The sequence below is a fragment of the Chromobacterium sp. CCUG 30098 genome (assembly GCF_059916605.1).
Genome location: NZ_JAUCGS010000005.1, coordinates 33248 through 56088 on the forward strand (window position 1 = coordinate 33248; position 22841 = coordinate 56088).

23 protein-coding genes are annotated in these 22841 nt (G+C 64.7%); 10 read left to right on the forward strand and 13 right to left on the reverse strand.

Translation table 11 applies throughout. The annotated features are described in order from the left end of the window. Nucleotides 1-32 precede the first annotated feature (32 nt). Nucleotides 33-884, forward strand: coding sequence for a polyphosphate kinase 2 (gene ppk2 / locus QUG03_RS12635; RefSeq protein WP_199226031.1), 852 nt, complete (start codon nucleotides 33-35; stop codon nucleotides 882-884). Between the two features lie 15 nt (nucleotides 885-899). Here ppk2 and QUG03_RS12640 read toward each other — a convergent pair whose 3' ends face one another. The 5 genes from QUG03_RS12640 to QUG03_RS12660 form a co-directional block, all read right to left on the reverse strand. Next, complete coding sequence (locus QUG03_RS12640; RefSeq protein WP_500820144.1) at nucleotides 900-1670, reverse strand: outer membrane lipoprotein-sorting protein; 771 nt, start codon at nucleotides 1668-1670, stop codon at nucleotides 900-902. 33 nt (nucleotides 1671-1703) lie between these two features. Further along, nucleotides 1704-3068, reverse strand: a complete 1365-nt coding sequence (locus QUG03_RS12645; protein ID WP_500820145.1) for an ABC transporter permease — start codon at nucleotides 3066-3068, stop codon at nucleotides 1704-1706. Then, nucleotides 3065-3718: an ABC transporter ATP-binding protein gene (locus QUG03_RS12650; protein WP_500820146.1), complete on the reverse strand. Its 654-nt coding sequence runs from the start codon at nucleotides 3716-3718 to the stop codon at nucleotides 3065-3067. Before QUG03_RS12650 ends, QUG03_RS12645 begins: the two co-directional genes overlap by 4 nt. Before the next feature lie 393 nt (nucleotides 3719-4111). Beyond that, on the reverse strand, nucleotides 4112-4582 hold the full coding sequence (locus QUG03_RS12655) for a hypothetical protein (RefSeq protein ID WP_146176693.1): 471 nt from the start codon (nucleotides 4580-4582) through the stop codon (nucleotides 4112-4114). A 116-nt stretch (nucleotides 4583-4698) separates the two neighbouring features. Next, nucleotides 4699-5592: a LysR family transcriptional regulator gene (locus tag QUG03_RS12660; RefSeq protein WP_500820147.1), complete on the reverse strand. Its 894-nt coding sequence runs from the start codon at nucleotides 5590-5592 to the stop codon at nucleotides 4699-4701. Between the two features lie 451 nt (nucleotides 5593-6043). Between QUG03_RS12660 and QUG03_RS12665 the strand changes: the two genes are divergently transcribed. The 3 genes from QUG03_RS12665 (at nucleotide 6044) to acs (ending at nucleotide 10106) form a co-directional block, all read left to right on the forward strand. After that, nucleotides 6044-6355, forward strand: a complete 312-nt coding sequence (locus tag QUG03_RS12665) for a DUF485 domain-containing protein (RefSeq protein ID WP_107800215.1) — start codon at nucleotides 6044-6046, stop codon at nucleotides 6353-6355. Continuing rightward, nucleotides 6352-8031, forward strand: a complete 1680-nt coding sequence (locus tag QUG03_RS12670; protein ID WP_107800216.1) for a cation acetate symporter — start codon at nucleotides 6352-6354, stop codon at nucleotides 8029-8031. Before QUG03_RS12665 ends, QUG03_RS12670 begins: the two co-directional genes overlap by 4 nt. A 110-nt stretch (nucleotides 8032-8141) precedes the next feature. Further along, nucleotides 8142-10106 carry an acetate--CoA ligase gene (acs, locus tag QUG03_RS12675; RefSeq protein ID WP_500820148.1) on the forward strand — a complete coding sequence of 655 codons (1965 nt, stop codon included), beginning with the start codon at nucleotides 8142-8144 and terminating at the stop codon, nucleotides 10104-10106. Between the two features lie 73 nt (nucleotides 10107-10179). Here the strand turns inward: acs and QUG03_RS12680 are convergent, their stop codons facing one another. Beyond that, complete coding sequence (locus QUG03_RS12680) at nucleotides 10180-12069, reverse strand: methyl-accepting chemotaxis protein (protein ID WP_253314134.1); 1890 nt, start codon at nucleotides 12067-12069, stop codon at nucleotides 10180-10182. Nucleotides 12070-12301: 232 nt separating this feature from the next. Between QUG03_RS12680 and rsxB the strand changes: the two genes are divergently transcribed. The 4 genes from rsxB to rraA all read left to right on the forward strand — a co-directional run bounded on the left by rsxB (nucleotide 12302) and on the right by rraA (nucleotide 15795). Then, complete coding sequence (gene rsxB, locus QUG03_RS12685; protein WP_235089400.1) at nucleotides 12302-12997, forward strand: electron transport complex subunit RsxB; 696 nt, start codon at nucleotides 12302-12304, stop codon at nucleotides 12995-12997. Then, nucleotides 12994-13641: an endonuclease III gene (gene nth, locus QUG03_RS12690; RefSeq protein WP_048413849.1), complete on the forward strand. Its 648-nt coding sequence runs from the start codon at nucleotides 12994-12996 to the stop codon at nucleotides 13639-13641. Before rsxB ends, nth begins: the two co-directional genes overlap by 4 nt. 69 nt (nucleotides 13642-13710) lie before the next feature. Next, nucleotides 13711-15192, forward strand: coding sequence for a DegQ family serine endoprotease (locus QUG03_RS12695; RefSeq protein ID WP_500820149.1), 1482 nt, complete (start codon nucleotides 13711-13713; stop codon nucleotides 15190-15192). Between the two features lie 114 nt (nucleotides 15193-15306). Beyond that, nucleotides 15307-15795, forward strand: a complete 489-nt coding sequence (rraA, locus tag QUG03_RS12700) for a ribonuclease E activity regulator RraA (RefSeq protein ID WP_227107638.1) — start codon at nucleotides 15307-15309, stop codon at nucleotides 15793-15795. Nucleotides 15796-15802: 7 nt separating this feature from the next. Here rraA and QUG03_RS12705 read toward each other — a convergent pair whose 3' ends face one another. From QUG03_RS12705 to pcnB, 7 genes are all read right to left on the reverse strand, one after another. Further along, nucleotides 15803-16216 (reverse strand): GFA family protein, encoded by a 414-nt coding sequence (locus QUG03_RS12705; RefSeq protein ID WP_107801915.1) that lies wholly within the window; start codon nucleotides 16214-16216, stop codon nucleotides 15803-15805. 226 nt (nucleotides 16217-16442) lie between these two features. Beyond that, nucleotides 16443-16823, reverse strand: coding sequence for an aspartate 1-decarboxylase (panD, locus tag QUG03_RS12710; RefSeq protein ID WP_107800221.1), 381 nt, complete (start codon nucleotides 16821-16823; stop codon nucleotides 16443-16445). 22 nt (nucleotides 16824-16845) lie between these two features. Continuing rightward, nucleotides 16846-17679, reverse strand: a complete 834-nt coding sequence (gene panC, locus QUG03_RS12715; protein WP_227107637.1) for a pantoate--beta-alanine ligase — start codon at nucleotides 17677-17679, stop codon at nucleotides 16846-16848. A gap of 25 nt (nucleotides 17680-17704) precedes the next feature. After that, a complete protein-coding gene (panB, locus tag QUG03_RS12720; protein ID WP_107800223.1) occupies nucleotides 17705-18496 on the reverse strand; it encodes a 3-methyl-2-oxobutanoate hydroxymethyltransferase in 792 nt (263 codons plus the stop codon). A 205-nt stretch (nucleotides 18497-18701) separates the two neighbouring features. Further along, nucleotides 18702-19337: a deoxynucleoside kinase gene (locus tag QUG03_RS12725; protein WP_081545536.1), complete on the reverse strand. Its 636-nt coding sequence runs from the start codon at nucleotides 19335-19337 to the stop codon at nucleotides 18702-18704. Nucleotides 19338-19351: 14 nt separating this feature from the next. Further along, a complete protein-coding gene (gene folK / locus QUG03_RS12730) occupies nucleotides 19352-19840 on the reverse strand; it encodes a 2-amino-4-hydroxy-6-hydroxymethyldihydropteridine diphosphokinase (protein ID WP_107800224.1) in 489 nt (162 codons plus the stop codon). Then, a complete protein-coding gene (gene pcnB, locus QUG03_RS12735; RefSeq protein ID WP_107800225.1) occupies nucleotides 19841-21199 on the reverse strand; it encodes a polynucleotide adenylyltransferase PcnB in 1359 nt (452 codons plus the stop codon). A gap of 203 nt (nucleotides 21200-21402) precedes the next feature. Here pcnB and QUG03_RS12740 point away from each other — a divergent pair, with 203 nt between their 5' ends. Both QUG03_RS12740 and QUG03_RS12745 read left to right on the forward strand, forming a co-directional pair. Further along, a complete protein-coding gene (locus QUG03_RS12740; protein WP_500820150.1) occupies nucleotides 21403-22161 on the forward strand; it encodes a hypothetical protein in 759 nt (252 codons plus the stop codon). Nucleotides 22162-22488: 327 nt separating this feature from the next. Then, a complete protein-coding gene (locus QUG03_RS12745) occupies nucleotides 22489-22788 on the forward strand; it encodes a hypothetical protein (protein ID WP_107800227.1) in 300 nt (99 codons plus the stop codon). The last annotated feature ends 53 nt before the right edge of the window (nucleotides 22789-22841 follow it).

A 22841-nucleotide genomic window follows, 5' to 3' on the forward strand; every position in this document is an offset into this window, starting at 1 on the left:
CCATCGAAACCGTCAGTCAGCAGCCGGTGGCCTTGCAAGTGGCCGCCGCGCCGCAAGGCAGCGCGGAGGACAGCGTCAGCGCCGAACTGCCGGCCAGCTACCCCTACCGCACGCGGATGCGCCGCCCGGAGTACGAGTTGCAGAAGCAGGCGCTGCAGATCGAACTGTTGAAAGTGCAGAACTGGGTCAAGGAAAGCGGCCAGAAGATCGTGATCCTGTTCGAAGGCCGCGACGCCGCCGGCAAGGGCGGCACCATCAAACGCTATATGGAACACCTGAACCCGCGCGGCGCGCGCGTGGTGGCGCTGGAAAAGCCGTCGGACCGCGAGCGCGGCCAATGGTACTTCCAGCGTTACATCGAACACCTGCCCACCGCCGGCGAGATCGTCTTCTTCGACCGCTCCTGGTACAACCGCGCCGGCGTCGAGCGCGTGATGGGTTTTTGCCATCCGCATGAATATCTGGAGTTCATGCGCCAGACGCCGCAACTGGAGCGCATGCTGGTCAACAGCGGCATCCGTCTGTTCAAGTTCTGGTTCTCGGTCAGCCGCGAGGAACAGCTGCGCCGCTTCATCTCCCGCCGCGACGATCCCTTGAAGCACTGGAAACTGTCGCCCATAGACATACAGTCGCTGGACAAATGGGACGACTACACCGCGGCCAAGGAAGCGACCTTCTTCCACACCCATACCGGCGACGCGCCGTGGACGGTGGTGAAATCCGACGACAAGAAGCGGGCCCGCCTCAACTGCATCCGCTACTTCCTGTCCCGGCTGGACTACCCGGACAAGGACGCGCGCGTCGCCCGAGCGGCCGATCCGCTGCTGGTGGGCGAGCCGCACACCATGGACGCGGAGGACAGCGACGCCTTGTTGCGGATTTGAGCGTACCGCCGCCACTCACTCCACCCGGAACCGCGGCAGATAATCCCGCTGCAGCCAGGCCTCGGGCACCTCGCGCCAAGCGAAACCGCTCTTGCGCATCACGGTTACCCACTGCGGATTGAGGCCGTCGATGATGACGGTTTCAGTGGGGCGGTCCCGGCCCAGGGCCTGGCGGTAGCCGCGGTAATAAGCCGTTTTCAGCAACTCGCCGCTGGCGGCGTAGAACTGCGCCTTGCGGCTGCGGTAACCGTCGCGATCCACCCACAGCTCAATGGCGTGATAAGTCACGTCCGGCCGCCTCGCGCTCAGCCGCAGCTTGTAGCTGGCGCGCGGCTGGCGGTCGCCGTCCATCACGGTTTCCTCCGCCGCGAGGGTGGCCAGATAGTCCAGGGGCCAGTTCACCGTCACCACGTCGCCGTTGGCCGCCTGGCCCAGCAGTCGTTGCTGCGGCGAAATCGGCACGCTGGCCTGGCTCGCCGGGTCGAACACCCATAAATCCTTGCCGCTTTTCAAGGTCAGCTTGCCCGCGTCGCGGCTGGGGCTGACAAAGCGCAACAGGCTGCGAAACTGGCCGCGCCGCGGATCGGCCCGTGAATACAACACCAGCGAGCTGGCTTCGCTAGGCTTGCCTTGCTTATAGCTGAGCAGGTCGACCTTCAGGCTGAAAGACTTGCCCGGATTGCGCACCTCGTCGCTCCAGGCCAGTATCTGCTGCGCGTCCGGCGCGGCCCAGGCCAAACCCTGCCAGCCCAGCAAAACCAAGCCCAATATGCGCGCGCGCTTCATTTTCCGCTCCCTTCCCTCATCCGCCATGCCGACTCAGGCCTGCCTCAAGGCGTCGACGATGTTCCAGCGCGCCGCCCGGCGCGACGGCCACCACGACGATAGCAGCGCCACCGCCATCAAACCGCCCATGCACGAAGCCAGCAGCGGCGTCTCGCCCCAGATCCGGATCAGGATGGGGCTGGGATCCACCACGCCCGGAGGCAGCCAGCTCAGGCCGGCGCGGTTGATCAGCCAGGCCAGGCCCAGCGACAGCAGCAGGCCGCCCAAACCGCCGATGACGCCCAGCAGGGCGCCCTCGCACAAGAACAGCCGCTGGACGCCGCCGCGTCTCAGGCCGATGGAGCGCAGCGCGCCGATTTCACGGGTACGCTCCATCACCGCCATATTCATGGTGTTGCCGGTGGTGAACAGCGTCACGCTGGCGATCAGCGCCGCCATGAAGCCGAAAATGGCGCCGAACATGCCGACGATGCGCTCGTACAGCGGCTGCAGCGCGGCGAAATCGTGGGCCGCCAACGGCTGCGCGCTCAAACCGGCTTGAAACAGCTGCTGCAGCCGCCGGCGTGCGGCCTCGATCTGCCCGCTGCTCTTCAGCTGCAGCAAGATCGCCGTCGCCATCGGCTCTCCCTCGCCGTACAGCAGCCGTTGCGCCTGCGACAGATGCAGGCCCACATAGACATCGTCCCATTCCCGAGCGCCCTGCCGCTCCACGCCCAACACCCGCAAACGGGCGACGTTGGGCGCGCCGGCGGCGGTGGCCGTCAACAGTTCGATCCGCTTGCCGTCCGCCGCGCGCGCCGGCCCGGTCAAGGCCGCCAGGTCCGGCGGCAGCCCCTCGCCTTCCGCCGCCGCCGCCGCGCAAGCCCGGTCGCCGTCGGACAGGCACAGCCCCAGAGTCTTGGCGACGCCGCCACCCAGCACCGCGGCGTTGGCGTCGCTGCCGGTCAAGGCCATCGGCTTGGCCGCCTGGCGCAAACCGCGCGCGTCCCAGCGCAGCAAGCGGTTCTGGCCTTCGGGCTCGCTGCCTTGCGCCAGCACCGTGCGCGACGTGCCGCTGGCGTAATGGCCAGCGATGGCACCCAGCGTCAAGGTCGGCGTGACGGCCGCCAACATGCCCTTCAGTTCCGGGTCCGACTCGATCTCGCGCTGGATGCGCCGGTAGTCGCGGATGCCGTAAGCGGCCGGGTTGCCGCTGCCGTATTGCAGATAATCGCGATGCTGCACCTGCAAATGGCCGAGCTTGCGGACAAAAGCCGTTTCCAGCCCGTACTGGACCGCGCGCTGATAGCCGCCGAACAACAGCACGCCCGCCATGCCCACCGCCATGGTCAAAGCGCTTGCCCAGGTGCGGCGGCGATTGCGCAATAGATTGCGCCAGGCCAGTTGCAGAACATTCATGCCGGCGCCTCCCCGGCGGCCAGCGCGCGGACCCGGCCGTCGCTGACCCGATAACGCTCGTCCGCCGCCGCGATCACCAGCGGATCATGCGAGGAGAACACCACCGCCACGCCGCGCTCGCGCTGCAACTGCCTGAGCAGCGCCAGGATGGCGGCGCCGGTGCCGCTGTCCAGATTGGCGGTGGGCTCGTCGGCCAACACCAGCGCCGGCTCGTGCACCAGCGCGCGCGCAATCGCCACCCGCTGGCGCTGGCCGCCGGACAACTGGCCGGGCCGGTGCGCCGCCTTGTCCGCCAAGCCCACCGCCGCCAGCATCTCCAGCGCCCGCGCTTTGCGCCGCGCCGCCGGCGCGCCCTGCAGCCGCAGCGGATATTCCACGTTTTCCAACGCGGACAGCACCGGCAGCAAATTGAAGCTTTGAAACACAAAGCCCAGGTGGCGAGCGCGAAAATCGCTAAGCGCGTCGTCGCTCAAGGCCGCCATGCTCTGCCCGGCGACGACAACCTCGACGCGGTCGGGCCGGTCCACGCCTCCCAGCAAATGCAAAATCGTGCTTTTCCCGCTGCCGGACGGCCCGGCCAAAACAGTGAATCGGGCGGCGGCCACTTTCAATTCCACATTGTGCAAAGCCGGCACTTCCACTTGGTCCATCCGGTATGTTTTAAATACGCCGCGCATTTCCGCCGCCATCGCCCGCTCCTTGAAAATCGGCGCCGTCCAATTTCGCGAAGCGTTTCAAGGTCTGCCGCGCTGCGCAAAGCTTTGAACAGGTTCCACCACTGATACCGCTTGAATATACCTGAAAACCCGCTCTAAATTTTCAATTGAAAAACAAAGCAATAAACCAACAAAACGTCCTATAAATTAAAAAATTAAATTCTTAAATAAAACTCTAATTAATATTAAAAATCAAACCAAATACAGCCAGGCCACGCACTCCATGCAGTCCCGGCTTCAAATCAGACAACGCCGCACTCGATATAAAAACAAAATGCCTCGATGGATATCGAGGCATGGCGTGCGCTAGTGTTATGGGAAAGAGAATCAGGAGCGTTGTCGCTTCCACACCCGCCTGGCGTCGCAAGCGGCGCGCAAGGGCGTGGACGACAGGCTGGTGGCGGCGAAATGTCCCACTTGGCGGGAAACCTTGGACAAGGCGGTGCCGGACAGGCTGCCCACCTGCCAGGCGCGACACAGCGGGTGCAGCGAGGGCGCGTCGTCGCTGGCGGCGTCCAGCCTGGCCTGCACGTCGCGGTTCATCTCGGACAGCCAACGCTCGGTCAGCAACATCCAATCGCGCTGAGTATCCGCTTGCGCCTGCACCAGATTGGCGCCCACCAACAGGGTGTCGTCCAGCCTGCGCTCCAAATCGCCCTGGGACATCGGATACGCCGGCGCAAAAGCCGACCACCAGACGATACAGGCCTCGTGCTGGGCGTCCAGCATGCGCTGCTGGCCGCGCTCCACTGCGCTGCGGTAACTCTCCATCGCGCCGATCAACCAACTACGGGTCATTGCCACTCCTCGATCAAACCCGGCGGGCCGCCTCGTCTCGCGGCAGCCGCCCTAAGCGCCTGCTTGCAAGGAAGGCGCCGCGGCCCTGAAGACGCGCAGCGGATCACAAGCAGGTTCTAAGCCGCAACGGCGGGCAAACGCCACACCTGCAGCAATTCTTGCAACAAGGTTTCCAACACGGGATCGCCCGCCCGGTCCGCCGGGTAGACGAATTGCAACTCGGCCAATTTGCGCACATCCGGCAGCACTGTCAACCTGCCGGCGTCTTGCCAGGCCTGCGCCGCCTCTTCCCGCGCCAGCGCCACCCCCACCCCGGAGGCCACCAATTCAAGGATGGCGTCGAGATGATCGCACTCCGCTACCTTCTTAGGCGAAATGTTGAGTTCTCGCCACAACTCCGCGGTGATTTTGGAAAGACTGGAAAACTGCGAAATGCCGATCCACGGCAATTTGCCCAATTCCCTCAAGCCGCCGCCGGCCAAACGCGACGCCCAGCCGGCGGGCAGGACGATGCGGAACGGCAATTCCGCCAGCTTGACGGTGGAGACGTTCACATAGGGGTTTTTGCCCAGATAGAAGCCGGCGTCCAGTTCTTTCTTGCGCACCAGGTTCAGCACATCCACGGTGACGCCGTGGCGCAATTGGATGTCCAGCAAGGGATAACGCTCCACCAGGCCCGCCACCCAGGGTCCGATCTTCAAGGTGTCCGGCGTCAGGGTGACGCCTAGCCGCGCCTTGCCTGACAACTGGCCCTTCAATTGCCGCGCGTGGTTGATGATGCCGCTGGCCGCGCCCAGTATCGCCTGCGCCTGCGGCAGCAATTCCTGGCCGGTCCGGGTCAGCGACACCCCGCCCGCGCTGCGTTCGAACAATTGCATGCCCACTTCTTCTTCCAGGGCCTTGATTTGCGCGGTGACCGCCGGCTGCGACAGGTGCAGCAATTCGGCGGCCTGTGTCAGGTGCCCTTGCTGGGCGACGGTGACAAAGGTGCGCAACTGATAGATTTCCATGTTCTCCCCTGACTTGGATGCTTGGCGGCGGGCCGGATCGCCGTACGCGGCAGGCATGGGCGGCATGATGGCGGGTCTGCGGCGGATGCGGCGGCCTGAGCTAAGCCCGGCCGATGATGGTTTTCTCTTGTGCGAGCCATTTTCGGCGCAATGCCGGCTAAATAACAAGCGCTTTATGCCCCGCCGCCGGCCCCACCAAGCATTTGCGGCAAGGCGCGCCGCGACGGCGACGCCCAGTCCGGGCCTGGATTTTTTGGTTCGATCAGCCCTATTTCGCCGCCGAATTAAGAGCAAAAATTCTAATCCAAGTTATTGATTTTATTTATTTTTTGCACTGCATCATCGGCCTGAATAATTTTCCGCATCAAAAAAAGCGATTAGATTCGCCTCCGTCACCTCCCTTATGTTTTCAGCAGCGACAACCCAAGTCGCGACCACAAAGGAGGATGCAATGAACGAGGACATACTCAAGAAAGTGCAGTCCAACCCCAAATTCAAGGAACTGGTGCACAAGAAAACCAGCCTGGGTTGGCAGCTCACCCTAGTCATGCTGGTCATCTACTACGGCTTCATCCTGGTGCTGGCGTTCTCGCCGGCTACGCTGGGCCATCCCGTCAGCGCGGGCGCCACCATGACGGTGGGCATTCCCATCGGCGTGCTGATCATCGTCTCGGCCTTCGCGCTGACCGGCATCTATGTGCGCCGCGCCAACACCGAGTTCGATCTGCTCAACCAGCAAATCGTCGAGGAGTCCAAACAATGAAGCAACGCGTCTTGCAACTGGCCTGCGTCTCCGGCCTTCTGCTGCCCTCCTTGGCCATGGCGGCCGGGGCCATTGAGGGCGATGTCAAGCAACAGGCCACCAACTGGCACGCCATCATCATGTTCCTGCTCTTCGTGGCCTTCACTCTGGGCGTCACGTATTGGGCCGCGCGCCGCACCAAGTCCGCCAGCGACTTTTACGCGGCCGGCGGCGGCATCACCGGTTTCCAGAATGGTCTCGCCATCGCCGGCGACTATATGTCCGCCGCGTCCTTCCTCGGCATTTCCGCGATGGTGTTCGAAAAAGGCTACGACGGCCTGATCTATTCGATGGGCTTCCTGGTGGGCTGGCCCGTCATCCTGTTCCTGGTGGCGGAACGCCTGCGCAATCTGGGCAAATACACTTTCGCCGACGTCGCCTCCTACCGCTTGCAACAGACGCCGGTGCGCAGCTTCGCCGCCACCTCCACCCTGGTGGTGGTCGCCATCTACCTGATTGCGCAGATGGTGGGCGCCGGCAAGCTGATCCAGCTCTTGTTCGGCATGAGCTATAGCTCGGCGGTGTTGATGGTGGGCGTGCTGATGGTGTGCTACGTGCTGTTCGGCGGCATGCTGGCCACCACCTGGGTGCAAATCATCAAGGCGGTGCTGCTGCTCTCCGGCGCCACCTTCATGGCCATCATGGTGCTGGCCACCGTGGGTTTCAGCCCGGAAGTCATGTTTGAAAAAGCGGTGGCCGCGCATAGCAAGGGCGTCGCCATCATGGCGCCGGGCAAGGCCGATCCGATCGACTCCATTTCACTGGGCCTGGCGCTGATGTTCGGCACCGCCGGCCTGCCGCACATCCTGATGCGCTTCTTCACCGTGTCCGACGCCAAGGAAGCGCGCAAATCGGTGTTCTTCGCCACCGGCTTCATCGGCTATTTCTACATCCTCACCTTCATCATCGGCTTCGGCGCCATCATGCTGGTGCTGAACCAGCCGGGCATGATGGAAACCGTGGTCAAGAACGGCAAATCCGTCACCCAGCTGATCGGCGGCAACAATATGGCGGCGGTGCACCTGGCCGAGGCCGTGGGCGGCGACATGTTCCTGGGCTTCATCTCCGCGGTGGCCTTCGCCACCATCCTGGCGGTGGTGGCCGGCCTGGCGCTGTCCGGCGCGTCGGCGGTGTCGCACGATCTGTACGCCAGCGTGATCAAGAAGGGCAAGGCCAACGAGGCCGACGAGATCCGCGTGTCCAAGATCACCACCGTGGTGTTGGGCGTGGTGGCCATCGTGCTGGGCCTGGTGTTCGAAAAACAGAACATCGCCTTCATGGTGGGCCTGGCCTTCTCCATCGCCGCCTCGGCCAACTTCCCGGTGCTGTTCCTCTCCATGTTCTGGAAGGGGCTGACCACGCGCGGCGCGGTGATCGGCGGCTTCATCGGCCTGTTGTCGGCGGTGGTGCTGATCGTGCTGGGTCCGACGGTCTGGGTGGAGGTGCTCAAGCACGAGCACGCGGTGTTCCCGTACAAGAACCCGGCCATCTTCTCGATGACTCTGGCCTTCGTTTCCACCTGGCTGATCTCGGTGCTGGACAAGTCCCGCCAGGCCGACGAGGAAAAAGCCAAGTTCGAAGCCCAGTTCGTGCGCGCGATGACCGGCATCGGCGCGTCCGGCGCCTCCAAACATTGACAATGACATAAGGCCGGGCCGAGGATGTCGGCCTGCCTTTACAACCCACCGCGCCGCTCCAGCGGTTCCGGAGCGGCGGCATCGCTACACCGTTAATCCAGGAGAAGTTTATGTCCACGCTAGAATCCGTCCTCAAGGAAACCCGCAGCTTTCCGCCTTCCGACGATTTCCGCCAAAAGGCGACGATCTCCGGCATCGAGGCGTACCACACGCTGTGCGAGCAGGCGGACGCCGATTACCTGTCGTTCTGGGGCGATCTGGCGCGCGATCAGATCTCCTGGAAAAAACCGTTCACCCGCGTGCTGGACGATAGCCAGGCGCCGTTCTTCAAGTGGTTCGACGACGGCGTGCTCAATGTTTCCTACAACTGCCTGGACCGCCACCTGCCGGTCAACGCCAACCGCATCGCGCTGATTTTCGAAGCCGACGACGGCGCGGTCACCCGCGTCACTTACGCCGAGCTGCACCGCCGCGTCTGCCAGTTCGCCAACGGCCTGAAGAGCCTGGGCGTGAGCAAGGGCGACCGCGTGGTGATTTACATGCCGATGGTGATCGAGGCCGTCGTGGCGATGCAGGCCTGCGCCCGCATCGGCGCCATCCACTCCGTGGTGTTCGGCGGCTTTTCCGCCGGCGCGGTGCGCGACCGCGTCCAGGACGCCGGCGCCAAGCTGGTGATCACCGCCAACGAAGGCCTGCGCGGCGGCAAGAGCGTGCCGCTGAAGGCCACGGTGGACGAAGCGCTGGCGATGGACGGCTGCGACAGCGTCAAACACGTGGTCGCCTACCAGCGCACCCAGAACGAGGTGGCCTGGAGCGAGGGCCGCGACGTGTGGTGGCATCAATTGGTCAGCGGCCAGCCGGAACAATGCGAACCGGAGTGGATGAACGCCGAGGATCCGCTGTTCATCCTCTACACCTCCGGCTCCACCGGCAAACCCAAGGGCATCCAGCACAGCAGCGCCGGCTATCTGCTGGGCGCGGCCAACAGTTTCCGCTGGGTGTTCGACTACAAGCCCAACGACGTGTTCTGGTGCACCGCCGACGTGGGCTGGATCACCGGCCACAGCTATATCTGCTACGGCCCGCTGGCCAACGGCGCCACCCAGGTCATCTTCGAGGGCGTGCCCACTTATCCGGACGCCTCCCGCTTCTGGCGCATGATAGAACAGCACAAGGTCAGCATTTTCTATACCGCGCCCACCGCCATCCGCTCGCTGATCAAGCTGGGCGCGGACCTGCCCAAGCAGCACGATCTGTCCAGCCTGCGCCTGCTCGGCACCGTGGGCGAGCCGATCAACCCCGAGGCCTGGATCTGGTATCACGAAACCGTGGGCGGCGGCCGCTGCCCGATTGTCGACACCTGGTGGCAGACCGAGACCGGCTCCATCCAGATCTCGCCGCTGCCGGGCGCGGTGGCCACCAAACCCGGCTCGTGCACGCTGCCGCTGCCGGGCATCATGGCCGACATCGTCGATGAGTCCGGCGCTCAGGTGGACCCGGGCCGCGGCGGCTTCCTGGTGATCAAGAAGCCCTTCCCCAGCCTGGTGCGCACCATCTGGAACGATCCGGAACGCTTCAAGAAAACCTATTTCCCGGAAGAGTTCAACGGCCAGTACTATCTGGCCGGCGACTCCGCCAACCGCGACGAGAACGGCTATTTCTGGATCATGGGCCGCATCGACGACGTGCTGAACGTGTCCGGCCACCGCCTGGGCACCATGGAGATAGAATCCGCGCTGGTGGCCAATCCGCTGGTGGCGGAGGCCGCCGTGGTCGGCAAGCCGCACGAGGTCAAGGGCGAGGCGGTGGTGGCCTTCGTGGTGCTCAAGGGCGCTCGCCCTCAGGGCGAGGAAGCCAAGAAAGTGGCGGCCGAGCTGAAAAACTGGGTGGCGCACGAAATCGGCAAGATCGCCCAGCCGGACGATATCCGTTTCGGCGAGAACCTGCCCAAAACCCGCTCCGGCAAGATCATGCGCCGCCTGCTGCGTTCCATCGCCAAGGGCGAGGAAATCACCCAGGACGTGTCCACGCTGGAAAACCCGCAAATCCTGCAACAGCTGCAACAGCCACTATAAACGCCAGATTCGCCGCGCCGGGGCCGCCATGCGGCTCCGGCTTTTTCATGCCTCCCGCCTATCCGTCCCAGCGCTACTCCAGCCGGAAGCGCGAGATCATCTCGTCCTGTTCGGCCACGTCGGCGGCGGTGCCCTGGCAATGCCGCAACTGCACTTGCGCCGCGTCGCTTACACGCTGGCCGATGTGCTGAATGCTGCCCGCGCTGTCGTTGATGTCCCGCGTCATCTGGCTTTGGCGGCTCACCGCGCCGGCGATGTCGCTGTTCTTGGCGTTGATGTCGGAGATCACGTCCCGGATGCGCGTCAGCATCTCGCTGATCTGCTCGGCGTCCTTCACCGTGTTGCTGGCGCAATCGCGGCTTTCATCCATCTTGTCCCGGGCCTCGTTCACGCCGCGCTGCAGTTGCTCAATCATGCTGCGGATTTCCTGCGTCGCCTCCTGGGTTTGCGAAGCCAGCTTGCGCACCTCGTCCGCCACCACGGCGAAGCCGCGTCCCATTTCCCCCGCCCGCGCCGCTTCGATCGCGGCGTTCAGCGCCAGCAGATTGGTCTGCTCGGCCACGCCGGTGATCACTCTGACGATGGATTCGATGTTCTTGCTGAATTCGGCCAGTTCGTTCATGGACAGCGAGGTCTGCTCCAGGGTGTCGGCCAAACGCCGTATCGCCTGGCTGGACTGCGTCACCAGCGCCATCCGGCTGCCGGTTTCCTCGTGCGCCTGCCGCGCGGCCTCGGCCACCGCGCCGGCGTTGGACGTCATTTCGCCGGACGCCTCCGCCATCTGGCCGATGGACGCCACCAGTTGCTCCAGCTCTCTTTGCAGACGGCTGGCCTCGCCGCTGCTCTGTTGCGCCTCTTCCGCGCTTTGCTCGGCGCCGTGGTGGACGCGCGTGGAAATCTGGCGGATATCGCCGATCAGCCGCTGCAGATAAGCGATGAAGCGGTTCAACTCCTTCGCCACCTCGCCGAATTCGTCGCGGGAGCTTTCGTCTATGCGCCGCGTCAGATCGCCGTTGCCGCTGTTGAGCTCGGTCAGCGACTGCTTGAGCTGCTGCAAGGGGCGCCGCAGGATCTGCTGCATCAGCGTGCTGAGGATGACCATGCTCAGCAGCACGCCTATCACCGCGCCCCAAAAGCCGCGCCAGCCTATCTGCTTGGCCTCGGCCATTACCTTGCCCTCGTCCAGCACCACGCCCACCAGCCACTTGGCCGGCTGCAGATGCGACAGCGGCTGAAACGCCACCATCAGGCGCTGCTCGTTGACCTCCACCTCCTGCACCTTGCCGTCCAGGGCCGGCGCTTTGCCGCCGAACAACTCCGCAACGCTCTTGCCGTTCAGCTTGGCGTCCGGGTGGCTGATGATTTTGCCGTCGGCGGACAGCAGGAAGGCGTAGCCCGCGCCGTTGAAGGTGGCGGTGTTCAACGCGTCCGAAACCGACTTCAGGCTGAGGTCGCCGCCGAAAGCGCCTTTGAACGCGCCCTTGTCGGTCAGCTTGGCCACCGCCGAAATCAGGATCTCGCCGGACGCGGCGTCGGGATAGGGATCGGTCAGGCCGACGCCGGCGGCCGCCTTGGCCACCGGATACCATGGCCGCTTGCGGGCGTCCCAAGTGGGAGGAGGATTCCAGGACGGATCGTTGGAGATTCTCTTGCCGTCGCTGTCCAAGCCGCCAAACACCAGCTTGAACTCGTTCTTGAGCATGGGCCGCTGGAAAACCTCCAAAATGCGCTCGTTGCTGAAACCGGCGTCTATGGTCTCCGACATCAGCTGGATCTGAGCCAGCTTGCCGTTCAACCAATTGGCGATCTGCTCGGCCAGCACCTGGCTGGTCTGGGTCACTTCCTGCTCTTTACCCGCGCGTATGCTGTCCGCAACGCTCAGGTATTGCATCCAGGACAGGGTCGACAAGGTCACGGCCAGCACCAGCGCGGAAATCAGGCCGGCTTTGTGAGCGATTTTCATGGCGGACGGTCCGGAAAAGTGAGTATTTTCACCATAGCGCACCCGCGCGCCGCTCCAAGCCCCGCCGCTTTGTTTTTTACGAAAATCGCGCGCCGCGCCCCCGGCGAGGCCCGATTCCCCGCTTCAAGCGCGCGCGCCGGCAAGGACCTCCCGAAGCCTAGTCCGCGCCGGGAGTTGAAGCCGCGGCCCCTAGCGTCGATAATTAGCGGTTTTTGAAGCGGAATCCCACAGCATGCCCGTGATCACACTCGTCGAAAGGATAGACGCCCTACTGCCCCAGACCCAGTGCGGACAATGCAGCCACGCCGGCTGCCGCCCGTATGCGGAGGCGCTGGCGGAAGGCCGCGATCCGATCAACCGCTGCCCGCCGGGCGGCGACGACGGCATCCGGGCGCTGGCGGAACTGCTGGGCCGGGACATCATTCCCTTCGCCGCCGACGGCCCGCAGCCCAAGCCGCGCGCGCTGGCCGTGATACGCGAAGACAGCTGCATCGGCTGTACCCTGTGCATCCAGGCCTGTCCGGTGGACGCCATCGTCGGCGCCGCCAAGCAGATGCACACCGTCATCGCCGCCGAGTGCACCGGCTGCGAACTGTGCCTGGCGCCCTGTCCGGTGGACTGCATCGACCTGGAGCCGGTGGCCGACCCGGCCGACGGCGAGCGCGAGCGACTCATGGCCCGCGCCGCCCAGGCCCGCGTCCGTTATGAACGGCGGCAGGCGCGCAAGGCGCGCGATCAGGCGGACAAGGCCAGACGCCTGGCCGAGCGCGCGGCGGTGAACGCGGCGCCGGCCTCCCCCGCCGCCGCGCCGACCGTTTCCGCCGCGCCCGCGCCGGCGGCCGACAAGAACGAATTGATCCGCAAGGCGATGGAGCGCGCCGCCGCCATGCGCGCCGCCCGCGAACAAGCAGACAAGGACAAGCCGTGAACGCCGTCAAACGCAAAGAAATCTTCACCCGCCTGCGCGACGCCAATCCGCATCCCACCACCGAGCTGGAATACAGCAGCCCGTTCGAACTGCTGATCTCGGTGCTGCTGTCGGCTCAGGCCACCGACGTCGGCGTCAACAAGGCCACGCGCCGGCTCTATCCGGTGGCCAATACGCCGGCGGCCATGCTGGCGCTGGGCGAGGAATCGCTGGCCAACTTCATCAAGACCATAGGCTTGTACAAGACCAAGGCCAGGAACGTGATCGCCACCTGTCACCTGCTGCTGGAAAAGCACGGCGGCGAGGTGCCGCAAACCCGCGAGGCGCTGGAGGCGCTGCCCGGCGTCGGCCGCAAAACGGCCAATGTGGTGCTGAACACCGCCTTCGGCCAGCCCACCATCGCGGTGGACACCCATATTTTCCGGGTGTCCAACCGCACCCGGATCGCGCCCGGCAAAGACGTGCGAGAAGTCGAGGATAAACTGGTAAAATACATCCCTGACGAATTCAAAGTCGATGCGCATCACTGGCTGATCCTGCTCGGACGCTATGTCTGCAAAGCCAGAAAACCGGAATGCGAGCGCTGCGTCATTGCCGACCTCTGCGAATATCCGGCAAAAACCGTTATGATTAAAGACAACTGAATCAAATACTGGAAAAACTCCGGTTCCGCCCTTATTTTCCGCATAGACATCAACCTAAAAGGATAGCCTGTGACAACGTATCTGCGCACCCTGGTTGGCGCCTTGCTCGCAGCCTCGTTGCTGTCCGGCTGCGACAAGGTCGAGCGCTTCTTCAAAGGCAACTCCCAGCCCGCGCCGGTCGCCATTCCCGCGCAACAGGATGGCCGCGTCGCCATGTTGCTGCCGGACTTCACTCAATTGGTCAGCCGCGACGGACCGGCGGTGGTGAATATCCAGGCCAGCCGCGAAGACAGCGGGGCCTCCCAACCCAGCAATCTGCCGATTCCGGTGCCGGAAGACGATCCGCTGTACGACTTCTTCCGCCGCTTCATCCCCAATCATCCGCCTCAGCGCGAACAGCCGCAGGAAGAAAGCGTCTCCTTCGGCTCCGGCTTCATCATCAGCGCCGACGGCTACATCCTGACCAACGCCCATGTGGTGGCGGACAGCCAGCAGGTCAAGGTGATGCTGACCGACAAGCGCGAACTGCGCGCCAAGCTGGTCGGCGTGGACAAGCGCACCGACGTGGCGCTGCTGAAAGTGGCGGCGGCGGATCTGCCGGTGGTCAAGATCGGCAGCCCGGCGGACTTGAAAGTCGGAGAATGGGTGGCCGCCATCGGCGCGCCCTTCGGCTTCGACAACACCGTCACCGCCGGCATCGTCTCGGCCAAGGGCCGCAGCCTGCCGGACGAAAACTTCGTCCCCTTCATCCAGACCGACGTGGCGATCAACCCCGGCAACTCCGGCGGTCCGCTGTTCAATCTGCGCGGCGAAGTGGTGGGCATCAACTCGCAGATCTACAGCCGTTCCGGCGGCTTCATGGGCATCTCCTTCGCCATCCCCATCGATTTGGCGATGAGCGTGGTCGACCAGCTCAAGGCCAAGGGCAAGGTCAGCCGCGGCCAGCTGGGCATCAATATCCAGGAAGTGACTCAGGAGCTGGCGCAGTCCTTCGGTCTGCCGCGCCCCAGCGGCGCGCTGGTGGTGCGCGTCGATCCCAAGGGACCGGCCGCTCGCGCCGGCCTGCAGGCCGGCGACATCATCCTGAAACTGGACGGCAAGTCCATAGAAAGCTCCAAGGATCTGCCGGTGCTGGTCGGCTCGCTGCAGCCGGGCACCAAGATCAAGCTGACGGTGTGGCGCAAGGGCGTGGAAAAGGATCTGGAAGCCACGCTGGCGGAACTGGCGCAGGAAGCGCCGAGCGCGCAGCAGTCTCAGGAAGAAAGCTCGCCGCAAGGCTTCCAGTTCGGCAAACTGGGTCTGACGCTCAGCGAGCTGACGCCGAACCAGCGCTCGGAGCTGGGCGTGCGCGGCGGCCTGCTGATCCAGAAGGCGCAAGGTCCGGCCGCTCGTTCCGGCCTGCAGGCCGGCGACGTGATCCTGGGCTTGAACCAGGTGGAAGTCTCCACCATCGCCAACTTCGAAAAAGCGCTGGCCAGCACCAAGGGCCATATCGCCTTGTTGGTGCGCCGCAACGAGGCCGTGTTGTTCGTGCCCTTGCGGCTGGAATAAGCGTCGTCTCGACCCGCATTGCCCAAAGCCGCCGTCAGGCGGCTTTTTCATTTTGATGGCATACCGCCCGCGCTGTTAGGATTGAGCTTTCGCGTCCGCCACAGGAGAGCCGCCATGGACTTTCACACCGCCGATCTATGCGATCAGTTCGACGAACAATTGCAGGTATTGACGCCCTCGCTGCAACGCTACGGCGGCCAGGCCCGATTTTTCGGCCGCATCGAAACCCTGAAGCTGTTCGAGGACAATAGCCTGGTACGGGAGGCGCTGAGTCAGCACGGCGCCGGCAAGGTCTTGGTGGTGGACGGCGGCGGCTCGCTGCGCTGCGCGCTGCTGGGCGACCAATTGGGCGTGCTGGCGGTGGCCAACGGCTGGGCCGGCGTGGTGATCAACGGCTGCATCCGCGACTCCGCCGCCCTGAACAAGCTGGCGCTGGGCATACGCGCGCTGGGCACCCACCCGCGCAAATCGGTGAAGCGCGGCGAAGGCCAGCGCAATCTGAGCGTGGAGTTCGGCCAGACGCGTTTCAGCCCCGGCCACTGGCTGTACGCCGACGAAGACGGCGTGGTGGTCTCCCCCGGCGCGCTGCATCAAACCAAGTGACCGCGCCTCAGGCCTCGCTGCGTTGATAGACGGGCAATTCCTGTTGCGCGGCGGGGCTGCCCCAGGGCAGGTGCTGCTCCCACCAGATATGGCCGGCCGGCGCCACCCGCTCCGGGTGGTCCAGCGAGGACACGGTGATGTCGAGCTCCTCCGGGTCCGACTCATGGCGATACGTCAGGGTGGAGCCGCAATGCGGGCAGAAACCGCGGCTGACCGCGGCCGAGGAGTGATACAGCACCGGCTTTTCCCCGCGCCAGTCCAGATCGGCCACGCGTACGGTGAACCAGGTGACGAAGGCCGCGCCGCTGGCGCGACGACAGCTTTTGCAATGGCAATGCACCACATCGTAAGGCTCGGCGCGCAAACGGTAACGCACTGCGCCGCATAAGCAGCCCCCGGTCAGATTCTGGCCTGCGCTCATGATGCCTCCCTCGCTGCTGGATTGACGATGGATCAGGAAGCGGTTGCCGGGCCGGCTCAAGCCGGCAGCCAGACAACGCCGCTTTTTAAATATGATTCACCGCCCGCGCCAGCGCCAAGCGCCAAGCCGAAATAAACCGGCTCCGGCCCCGGAATGGATGCTGTGCTGCAACAAAAAAACAACGGCCGCCCTAAGGCGGCCGCTGGCTGGCGAAACCGGAAGCGGATCAGGCCGCCTGCGTCGGGGTCGCGCCCTTGACCTCGGTCATCTGGTTGCCGGCGTCCACGAACACCAGCTTGGGCTGGTGATCCTTCAGCTCGGCGGCCTCGTACTGGGCGAAAGACGCGATGATCAGCAAATCCCCCGGCGCGGCGCGGCGCGCGGCGGAGCCGTTGACCGAGATGGTGCCGGAGCCGCGCTCGGCCTTGATCGCGTAAGTGGCGAAGCGCTCGCCGTTGGTGACGTTCCAGATCTGCACTTCTTCATATTCCAGAATGTCGGCCGCTTCCAGCAGGTTCTCGTCGATGGCGCAGGAGCCGATATAGTGCAACTCGCTGTGCGTTGTGGTTACCCGGTGAAGCTTGGATTTGAGCATATTGCGCTGCATGATTGCATCCTTCGTCCGCTGATCAGCGGAACACTTCGATGTTGTCGATCAGGCGGGTGCGCCCCAGTCGGGCGGCCGCCAGCACCACCAGGCGTTTTTCGCCGGCGTGCGCCACCGCCAGGGTGTCGGCCTGGCGAATTTCCACGTAATCCACGGTCCAGCCGGCTTGGGCTAGATCGTCGCGCGCGCCCTGCTCCAGCGCCGCGTAATCATTGTCGCCGTCCTGCAGCCGCTGCCGCACCTGCGTCAGATTGCGATACAGGCGCGGCGCCTCGGCGCGCTCTTCCGCGCTCAGATAGCCGTTGCGCGAGGACAGCGCCAGGCCGTCGTCGGCGCGGCCGGTGTCCACCGGCACAATCTCGATCGGCGAGTTCAAATCCTCCACCATCGCGCGGATCACGTGCAGCTGCTGGAAATCCTTCTTGCCGAAACAGGCCAGGTCCGGCTGCACGATGTTGAACAACTTGGTCACCACGGTGGCGACGCCGCGGAAGTGGCCGGGACGGAAGGCGCCGCACAGCTCGTTCTGGATATTCGGCGGCTCCACGTTGAAGTCCTGGCGCACGCGCGGATACAGCTCCTGCTCCTCGGGGAAGAACAAGGCGTCCACGCCGGCGGCGCGCAGCTTGTCGCAATCGGCGTCGAAGGTGCGCGGATAGGCGCCGAAGTCTTCGCCCTGGCCGAACTGCAGCCGATTGACGAAGATGCTGACCGCCACTTTGTCGGCGCGCTCGCGCGCCGCCTTGACCAGGGCCAGATGGCCGGCATGCAGATTGCCCATGGTGGGCACGAAGGCGAGCTTGCCCGCCTGGCGACGCCAGGCGCGCATCTGCGCCACGGTACGAATGATTTCCATTGCTTGATGTCCTGGACCGGGCCGATCAGAAAGTATGTTCCGCCGCCGGGAAGGACTTGTCCTTCACCGCCTGCACATAGGCCTGCACCGCGCCCTGGATGCTGCCCGCCTGGTTCATGAAGTCCTTGACGAAGCGCGCCTTCTTGCCCGGATACACGCCCAGCATGTCGTGCAGCACCAGCACCTGGCCGGACACGTCGACGCCGGCGCCTATGCCTATGGTGGGCACGGAAATCGACTCAGTGATCTCGCGCGCCAGCTCGGCCGGCACGCACTCCATCAGCACCAGGCTGGCGCCGGCCTCGGCGTGCGCCTTGGCGTCGTTGACGATGCGGCGCGCGTCTTCCTCGCTCTTGCCCTGCACCCGATAGCCGCCGAAGGTGTTGACGAACTGCGGCGTCAGGCCGATGTGGGCGCACACCGGCACGCCGCGCTCCACCAGGAAGCGGGTGGTGTCGGCCATATAGGCGCCGCCCTCCAGCTTCACCATATGCGCGCCGGCCTGGATGATGCGGGCGGCGTGGGCGAACGCCTGCTGCGGACTTTCCTGATAGGCGCCGAACGTCATGTCGCCCAGCACCATCGCCTGCTTGGCGCCCCGCGCCACGCAACGCACGTGATAGAGCATTTCCTCCTCGGCCACCGGCAGCGTGGAATCTATGCCCTGCACCACCATGCCCAACGAATCCCCCACCAGCAGAATTTCCACGCCGGCCTGTTCCAGCAAGGCGGCGAAGCTGGCGTCGTAACAGGTCAGCATGGCGATCTTCTGCCCTTCCTGCGCCATTTTCTGCAGGGTGTTGACGGTAATTTTCATGCCCGTTCTTCCTCGTTTCAGTCGTCCGTATCGACCGGCGGGACGCCTAGAACCCGCTTACGATCTGCTGCGCCTCAGGAAGGTCGCGCGGCGAGCGCGGCGTCGAAACGCGCGGACGGGGCTGGGCCCTTCCGCCGTCTCGGCCGCAAGGCCGTCACCCGTCCTGGCTCGCATCATCGCAAACCGGCTCTGAGCGCTCGGCGGCTCAGACGCTCTTGTTGAAATAGTTGCGCTGGCCTCGCGCCTCGCTGATGCAGCGGATCAGCAGTTCGAAGTCCTCGTCGCCGTCGACCAGATTCAGATGATCGGTATTGACGATCAGCAATGGCGCGGCCTCGTACTGATGGAAAAACTCGCTATAGGCCTGATGCACGCGCTTCAGATAGCCTTCTGGGAAATTGACTTCGTACTCCGCCGCCCGCGCGGCCACCCGGCTCAGCAGGTTCTCTTCGGAAGCCTGCAGATAAATCACCAGATCCGGCACCGGATGCTCGGGCATCGCCAGCCCCGCCAGGCGCTTGTACAGCGCCAGCTCGGCCTCGTCCAGATTGATCTTGGCGAACAGCGCGTCTTTTTCGAACAGGAAGTCCGACACCAACGGGCTGGCCAGCAGTTCGCCGTCCAGCATGCTCTTGGCCATCTCGGCGCGTTGCAGCATGAAGGACAGCTGGGTGGACAGGCCGTGGGCCGGCAAGTTGCGGTAGAAGCGCGGCAGGAAGGGGTTGGCGGCGGGATCTTCCGCCAGCAGGCGCACGCCCCAGTATTCCGACAGTCGGCGCGCCAGAGAGGATTTGCCCGCGCCGATCGGCCCTTCGACCACGACATAACGCAATTGACTCATCGCTCGCTTCCTTATTAGCTAGTTGTTTTGAGGCGCTCCACGCCCTGATCGGCCAGCCCTGCGGCCAGTTCGCCGGCCGTGCCCAGCGCCGGCAGCGCCAGATCGGGAGCGATCTCCGCCAGCGGGATCATGACGAAGCCGCGCAGATGCATGCGCGGATGCGGCAGGGTCAGGTCTTGGTCGCTCAGGGCGACGCCGCTGTAATACAGCAGATCCAGATCCAGCACCCGCGGCGCGTTGCGGAAGGTGCGCACCCGGCCGAACTCGGCCTCTATCGCCAGCAGCCGGCGCAATAATTCGCGCGGCGCCAGCGCGGTGTCCACTTCCGCCACGGCATTGATGAAGTCCGGCTGATCGGCATAGCCCACCGGCGCGGTGCGGTACAGGGCGGACTGCCGGGTCAGCGCGGTGTCGGGCAAGGCGGCGATCGCGGCCAGCGCGGCGCGGATCTGCGCCGCCGGCTGCTCGAGATTGCTGCCCAGCGCGATGAAGGCCTGCGCCACTTAGGCCTCTCCGCCCGGCTCGTCCGCGGCTTTGCGACGATTGGCGGGGCGGCGGCGGCGGCGTTTCTTGGCCGGGTCCGGCTCGCCGCTGGCTTTGGCGATGTCCAGCAGCTGCTCGCGTTCGTCCTCGTCGGCGCGCTGGAAGTCATTCCACCAGGACACCAGCTTCATGTCCACCTCGCCGGCTTCTCCGCGCAGGGCGAAGAAATCGTAAGCGGCGCGGAAGCGCGGCTGCTCCAGGAAGCGATAAGCGCGCTGACCGCTGCGGCTGTCGAAACGCGACTGCAGCATCCAGATTTCGCGCATGGTCACGCTGAAACGGCGCGGAATGGCGAAATCGTTGTCCTGCTCGGACTCCACATCGGCAATCGCCTGCGCCAGCGCGTACACCGCGCGGTCGCCGGCGTTCAGGCGCTTCTGCCAGCGCTGATGCACCTGCTTCCACAACAGGGTGGCCAGCAGGAAGCCCACCGACACCGGCTTGTCGGCGCGGATGCGCTGATCGGTGCTTTCCAGGCCCAGCTTCAAGAACAGGTCGTCGCCCTTATCGTCCAGCACCGCGTCCAGCAGCGGGAACACGCCGCGCGCCATGCCTTCCTCGCGCAGCTTTTTCAGGCAGCCGTAGGCTTGGCCGGACATCAGCAGCTTGAGCATTTCGTCGAACAGGCGCGCCGGCGGCTCTTTCTTCAGCAGATGGGCGTGGGTGCGGATCGGCTTGCGGGTGGCCTCGTCGATATCGAAGCCCAGCTTGGCCGCCAGGCGCACCGCGCGCAGCATGCGCACCGGGTCTTCCTGATAACGGCGCGCCGGCTGGCCTATCATCACCAGCTTGCGGGCGCGCAAGTCCTTGACGCCGTGGTGATAGTCGATGACGGTTTCGTCGGACGGATCGTAGAACAACGCGTTGACGGTGAAGTCGCGGCGGTGCGCGTCCTCTTCCTGGCTGCCGAAGCTGTTGTCGGCCATGATGCGGCCGGTTTCATTGGTGTCGTCCACCGAACCGCCGCGGAAAGTGGTCACCTCGATGGTTTCCGGTCCCATCATCACGTGGACGATGCGGAAACGCCGGCCGATGATGCGGGAGCGGCGGAACACCCGGTGCACTTCCTCAGGCGTCGCGTTGGTGGCGACGTCGAAATCCTTCGGCGACACGCCCAACATCAAGTCGCGCACGGCTCCGCCCACCACATAGGCGGCGAAACCGGCCTCCTGCAGTCGGGTGGTGACTTTCAGCGCAGCGGAGCTGAGCTGGTCTCGGCGGATGCCGTGTTGCGGCAGAGGAATCACGCGCGCCTTGGTGCGGCGCTTGCCCATGCCGGCGGGCAGGTCCAGTACTTTACGGATAAACTTGCGGATCATTATGAGAAGATAGTCGACTTGGAATGCCAGGATTCGCAAGACTAGTAGGTAGTCAAGCCGGCGATTATATCCCTATTCTTTGCAGAAAATACAATTCGCCGCCATATCCCGCCGCATCGAAGCGCCCATGGCCGCCAATTGCCCCCCATCGGCGATAGGCATACAATCGCTGCCGATTCGCCGACTCCGACAAGACCCCTCCCGTGCGCCCTACTCTCAGCTTTCATCTCCAGACCATTCCCAACGTGCCCGCCATCCGCCAGCTCTACCAGCTGGACGGCGAAATCGGGGAGGCCGACGTCGCCGATTTCGTGCTGCAGCGCTGTCGCGCCCAGAGCGGCACCGACTTCATCCCCTTCCACTTGCACCGCGTCGTCGCCATCGCCGGCGTGCTGCAACAGGATGGGCAAACCCGTCTCGTCCAAGGGCTCGCCGCCGACGCAGGCGACGAGGCCGCGATGCTGGCGGACTGGCTGAACCTGCTGCGCGACAGCCGGGCGCGGCTGGTCAGCTGGGACGGCGCGCGGCTGGAACTGCCGGTGCTGCGCCACCGCGCGCTGGCGCTGGGCCTGCCGCTGGCGGAACAGCTGCGCGCTGGAGCGGACAGCTCGTCCCAGGTCTCGCTGAGCGAGATTCTGAGCGGCGGCCACGCGGAGCTGGCCACCCCGCAGGGCGAACTGGCCCGGCTGTGCGGCCTGCCCGGCGAGGCCGAGCTCAACGGCCCGCGGCGCTGGGAACTGTACCGCGCCGGCGACGTCGGCGCGCTCGCGGAACACAATGCGCGCCAGGCCGCCAGCTGCCATCTGCTGTGGCTGCGCCAGCAATGGGTGGAGGGCGCGCTGGACTCAGGCGCCCACCAGGCCTGTAGGCAAGGCCTGCGCGCCGTCGTCGCCGCGCAGCCGGAGCCGCACTGGCGCGGCTGGCTGGCCGACTGGCCCGCGGACGCCCCGCAAGGGGATTGACAGCCAAAAGCCAAAGGCATAGGCTGACGTTCATGCGCCGATTTGACACAGCTTGCGGGCGCTTAACAAATGCCAGCTAAAGCGTTAAAACGGTCAACCCGCTTGCGCTCTTAGTCGTAGGCGGGTTTTGTTTTACCCGTACAGGCAGTTAAGCGGACCCGTCGCTTCGGATCGATGCATGAGCCGCGCCCCGTTTCCATTTCGGGCATGCGCGGCTGGCGCCGAGTTAATGACAACTTGCAGGGCGCCCAAAAATCCTGCTAAAGCGTCGCCGGCGATACCCAGGACCGGCGCGCGAACCGCGACCGAACCGACTGGAGAACCGCCATGTACGACTGCCTGCAAGACAGCTATACCGATTTTTCTTTTGCCAATTTCGACGCCGTGGGAAGACCTCGCCCCCTTTGCGGCAGCCTGAGCGCCTCTCCGCTCACGCCGGCCGACGCCCCCGCCCTGCAGCAGCTGGCGGATTTCGCCCATGAACTGGGCTATGACCTGGACCGCAACGGCGAACAACTGACCGTGCGGGACATTTCCCTGCTGGACGCGCTCAGCATCAACGCCCGCTTCGGCGGCGAGCTGCTGATCAGCTGCGATCTGCGCCGCGACCCGCCCGCGCGCTTCTGACCCCGTCTCCCGCGCCGCCGGGAGCGCCTTGCGTTCCCGGCACGCGCCATGTC

What these genes read in the sequence shown, in the direction of transcription:
- QUG03_RS12745 (WP_107800227.1), top strand. Translation starts at nt 22,489, where the DNA reads ATGTACGACTGCCTGCAAGACAGCTATACCGATTTTTCTTTTGCCAAT.
- QUG03_RS12670 (WP_107800216.1), top strand. Translation starts at nt 6,352, where the DNA reads ATGAAGCAACGCGTCTTGCAACTGGCCTGCGTCTCCGGCCTTCTGCTG.
- panC (WP_227107637.1), bottom strand. Translation starts at nt 17,679, where the DNA reads ATGGAAATCATTCGTACCGTGGCGCAGATGCGCGCCTGGCGTCGCCAG.
- QUG03_RS12680 (WP_253314134.1), bottom strand. Translation starts at nt 12,069, where the DNA reads ATGAAAATCGCTCACAAAGCCGGCCTGATTTCCGCGCTGGTGCTGGCC.
- rraA (WP_227107638.1), top strand. Translation starts at nt 15,307, where the DNA reads ATGGACTTTCACACCGCCGATCTATGCGATCAGTTCGACGAACAATTG.
- panB (WP_107800223.1), bottom strand. Translation starts at nt 18,496, where the DNA reads ATGAAAATTACCGTCAACACCCTGCAGAAAATGGCGCAGGAAGGGCAG.
- QUG03_RS12665 (WP_107800215.1), top strand. Translation starts at nt 6,044, where the DNA reads ATGAACGAGGACATACTCAAGAAAGTGCAGTCCAACCCCAAATTCAAG.
- QUG03_RS12645 (WP_500820145.1), bottom strand. Translation starts at nt 3,068, where the DNA reads ATGAATGTTCTGCAACTGGCCTGGCGCAATCTATTGCGCAATCGCCGC.
- QUG03_RS12705 (WP_107801915.1), bottom strand. Translation starts at nt 16,216, where the DNA reads ATGAGCGCAGGCCAGAATCTGACCGGGGGCTGCTTATGCGGCGCAGTG.
- panD (WP_107800221.1), bottom strand. Translation starts at nt 16,823, where the DNA reads ATGCAGCGCAATATGCTCAAATCCAAGCTTCACCGGGTAACCACAACG.
- QUG03_RS12660 (WP_500820147.1), bottom strand. Translation starts at nt 5,592, where the DNA reads ATGGAAATCTATCAGTTGCGCACCTTTGTCACCGTCGCCCAGCAAGGG.
- rsxB (WP_235089400.1), top strand. Translation starts at nt 12,302, where the DNA reads ATGCCCGTGATCACACTCGTCGAAAGGATAGACGCCCTACTGCCCCAG.
- acs (WP_500820148.1), top strand. Translation starts at nt 8,142, where the DNA reads ATGTCCACGCTAGAATCCGTCCTCAAGGAAACCCGCAGCTTTCCGCCT.
- QUG03_RS12640 (WP_500820144.1), bottom strand. Translation starts at nt 1,670, where the DNA reads ATGAAGCGCGCGCGCATATTGGGCTTGGTTTTGCTGGGCTGGCAGGGT.
- QUG03_RS12725 (WP_081545536.1), bottom strand. Translation starts at nt 19,337, where the DNA reads ATGAGTCAATTGCGTTATGTCGTGGTCGAAGGGCCGATCGGCGCGGGC.
- pcnB (WP_107800225.1), bottom strand. Translation starts at nt 21,199, where the DNA reads ATGATCCGCAAGTTTATCCGTAAAGTACTGGACCTGCCCGCCGGCATG.
- QUG03_RS12650 (WP_500820146.1), bottom strand. Translation starts at nt 3,718, where the DNA reads ATGGACCAAGTGGAAGTGCCGGCTTTGCACAATGTGGAATTGAAAGTG.
- QUG03_RS12655 (WP_146176693.1), bottom strand. Translation starts at nt 4,582, where the DNA reads ATGACCCGTAGTTGGTTGATCGGCGCGATGGAGAGTTACCGCAGCGCA.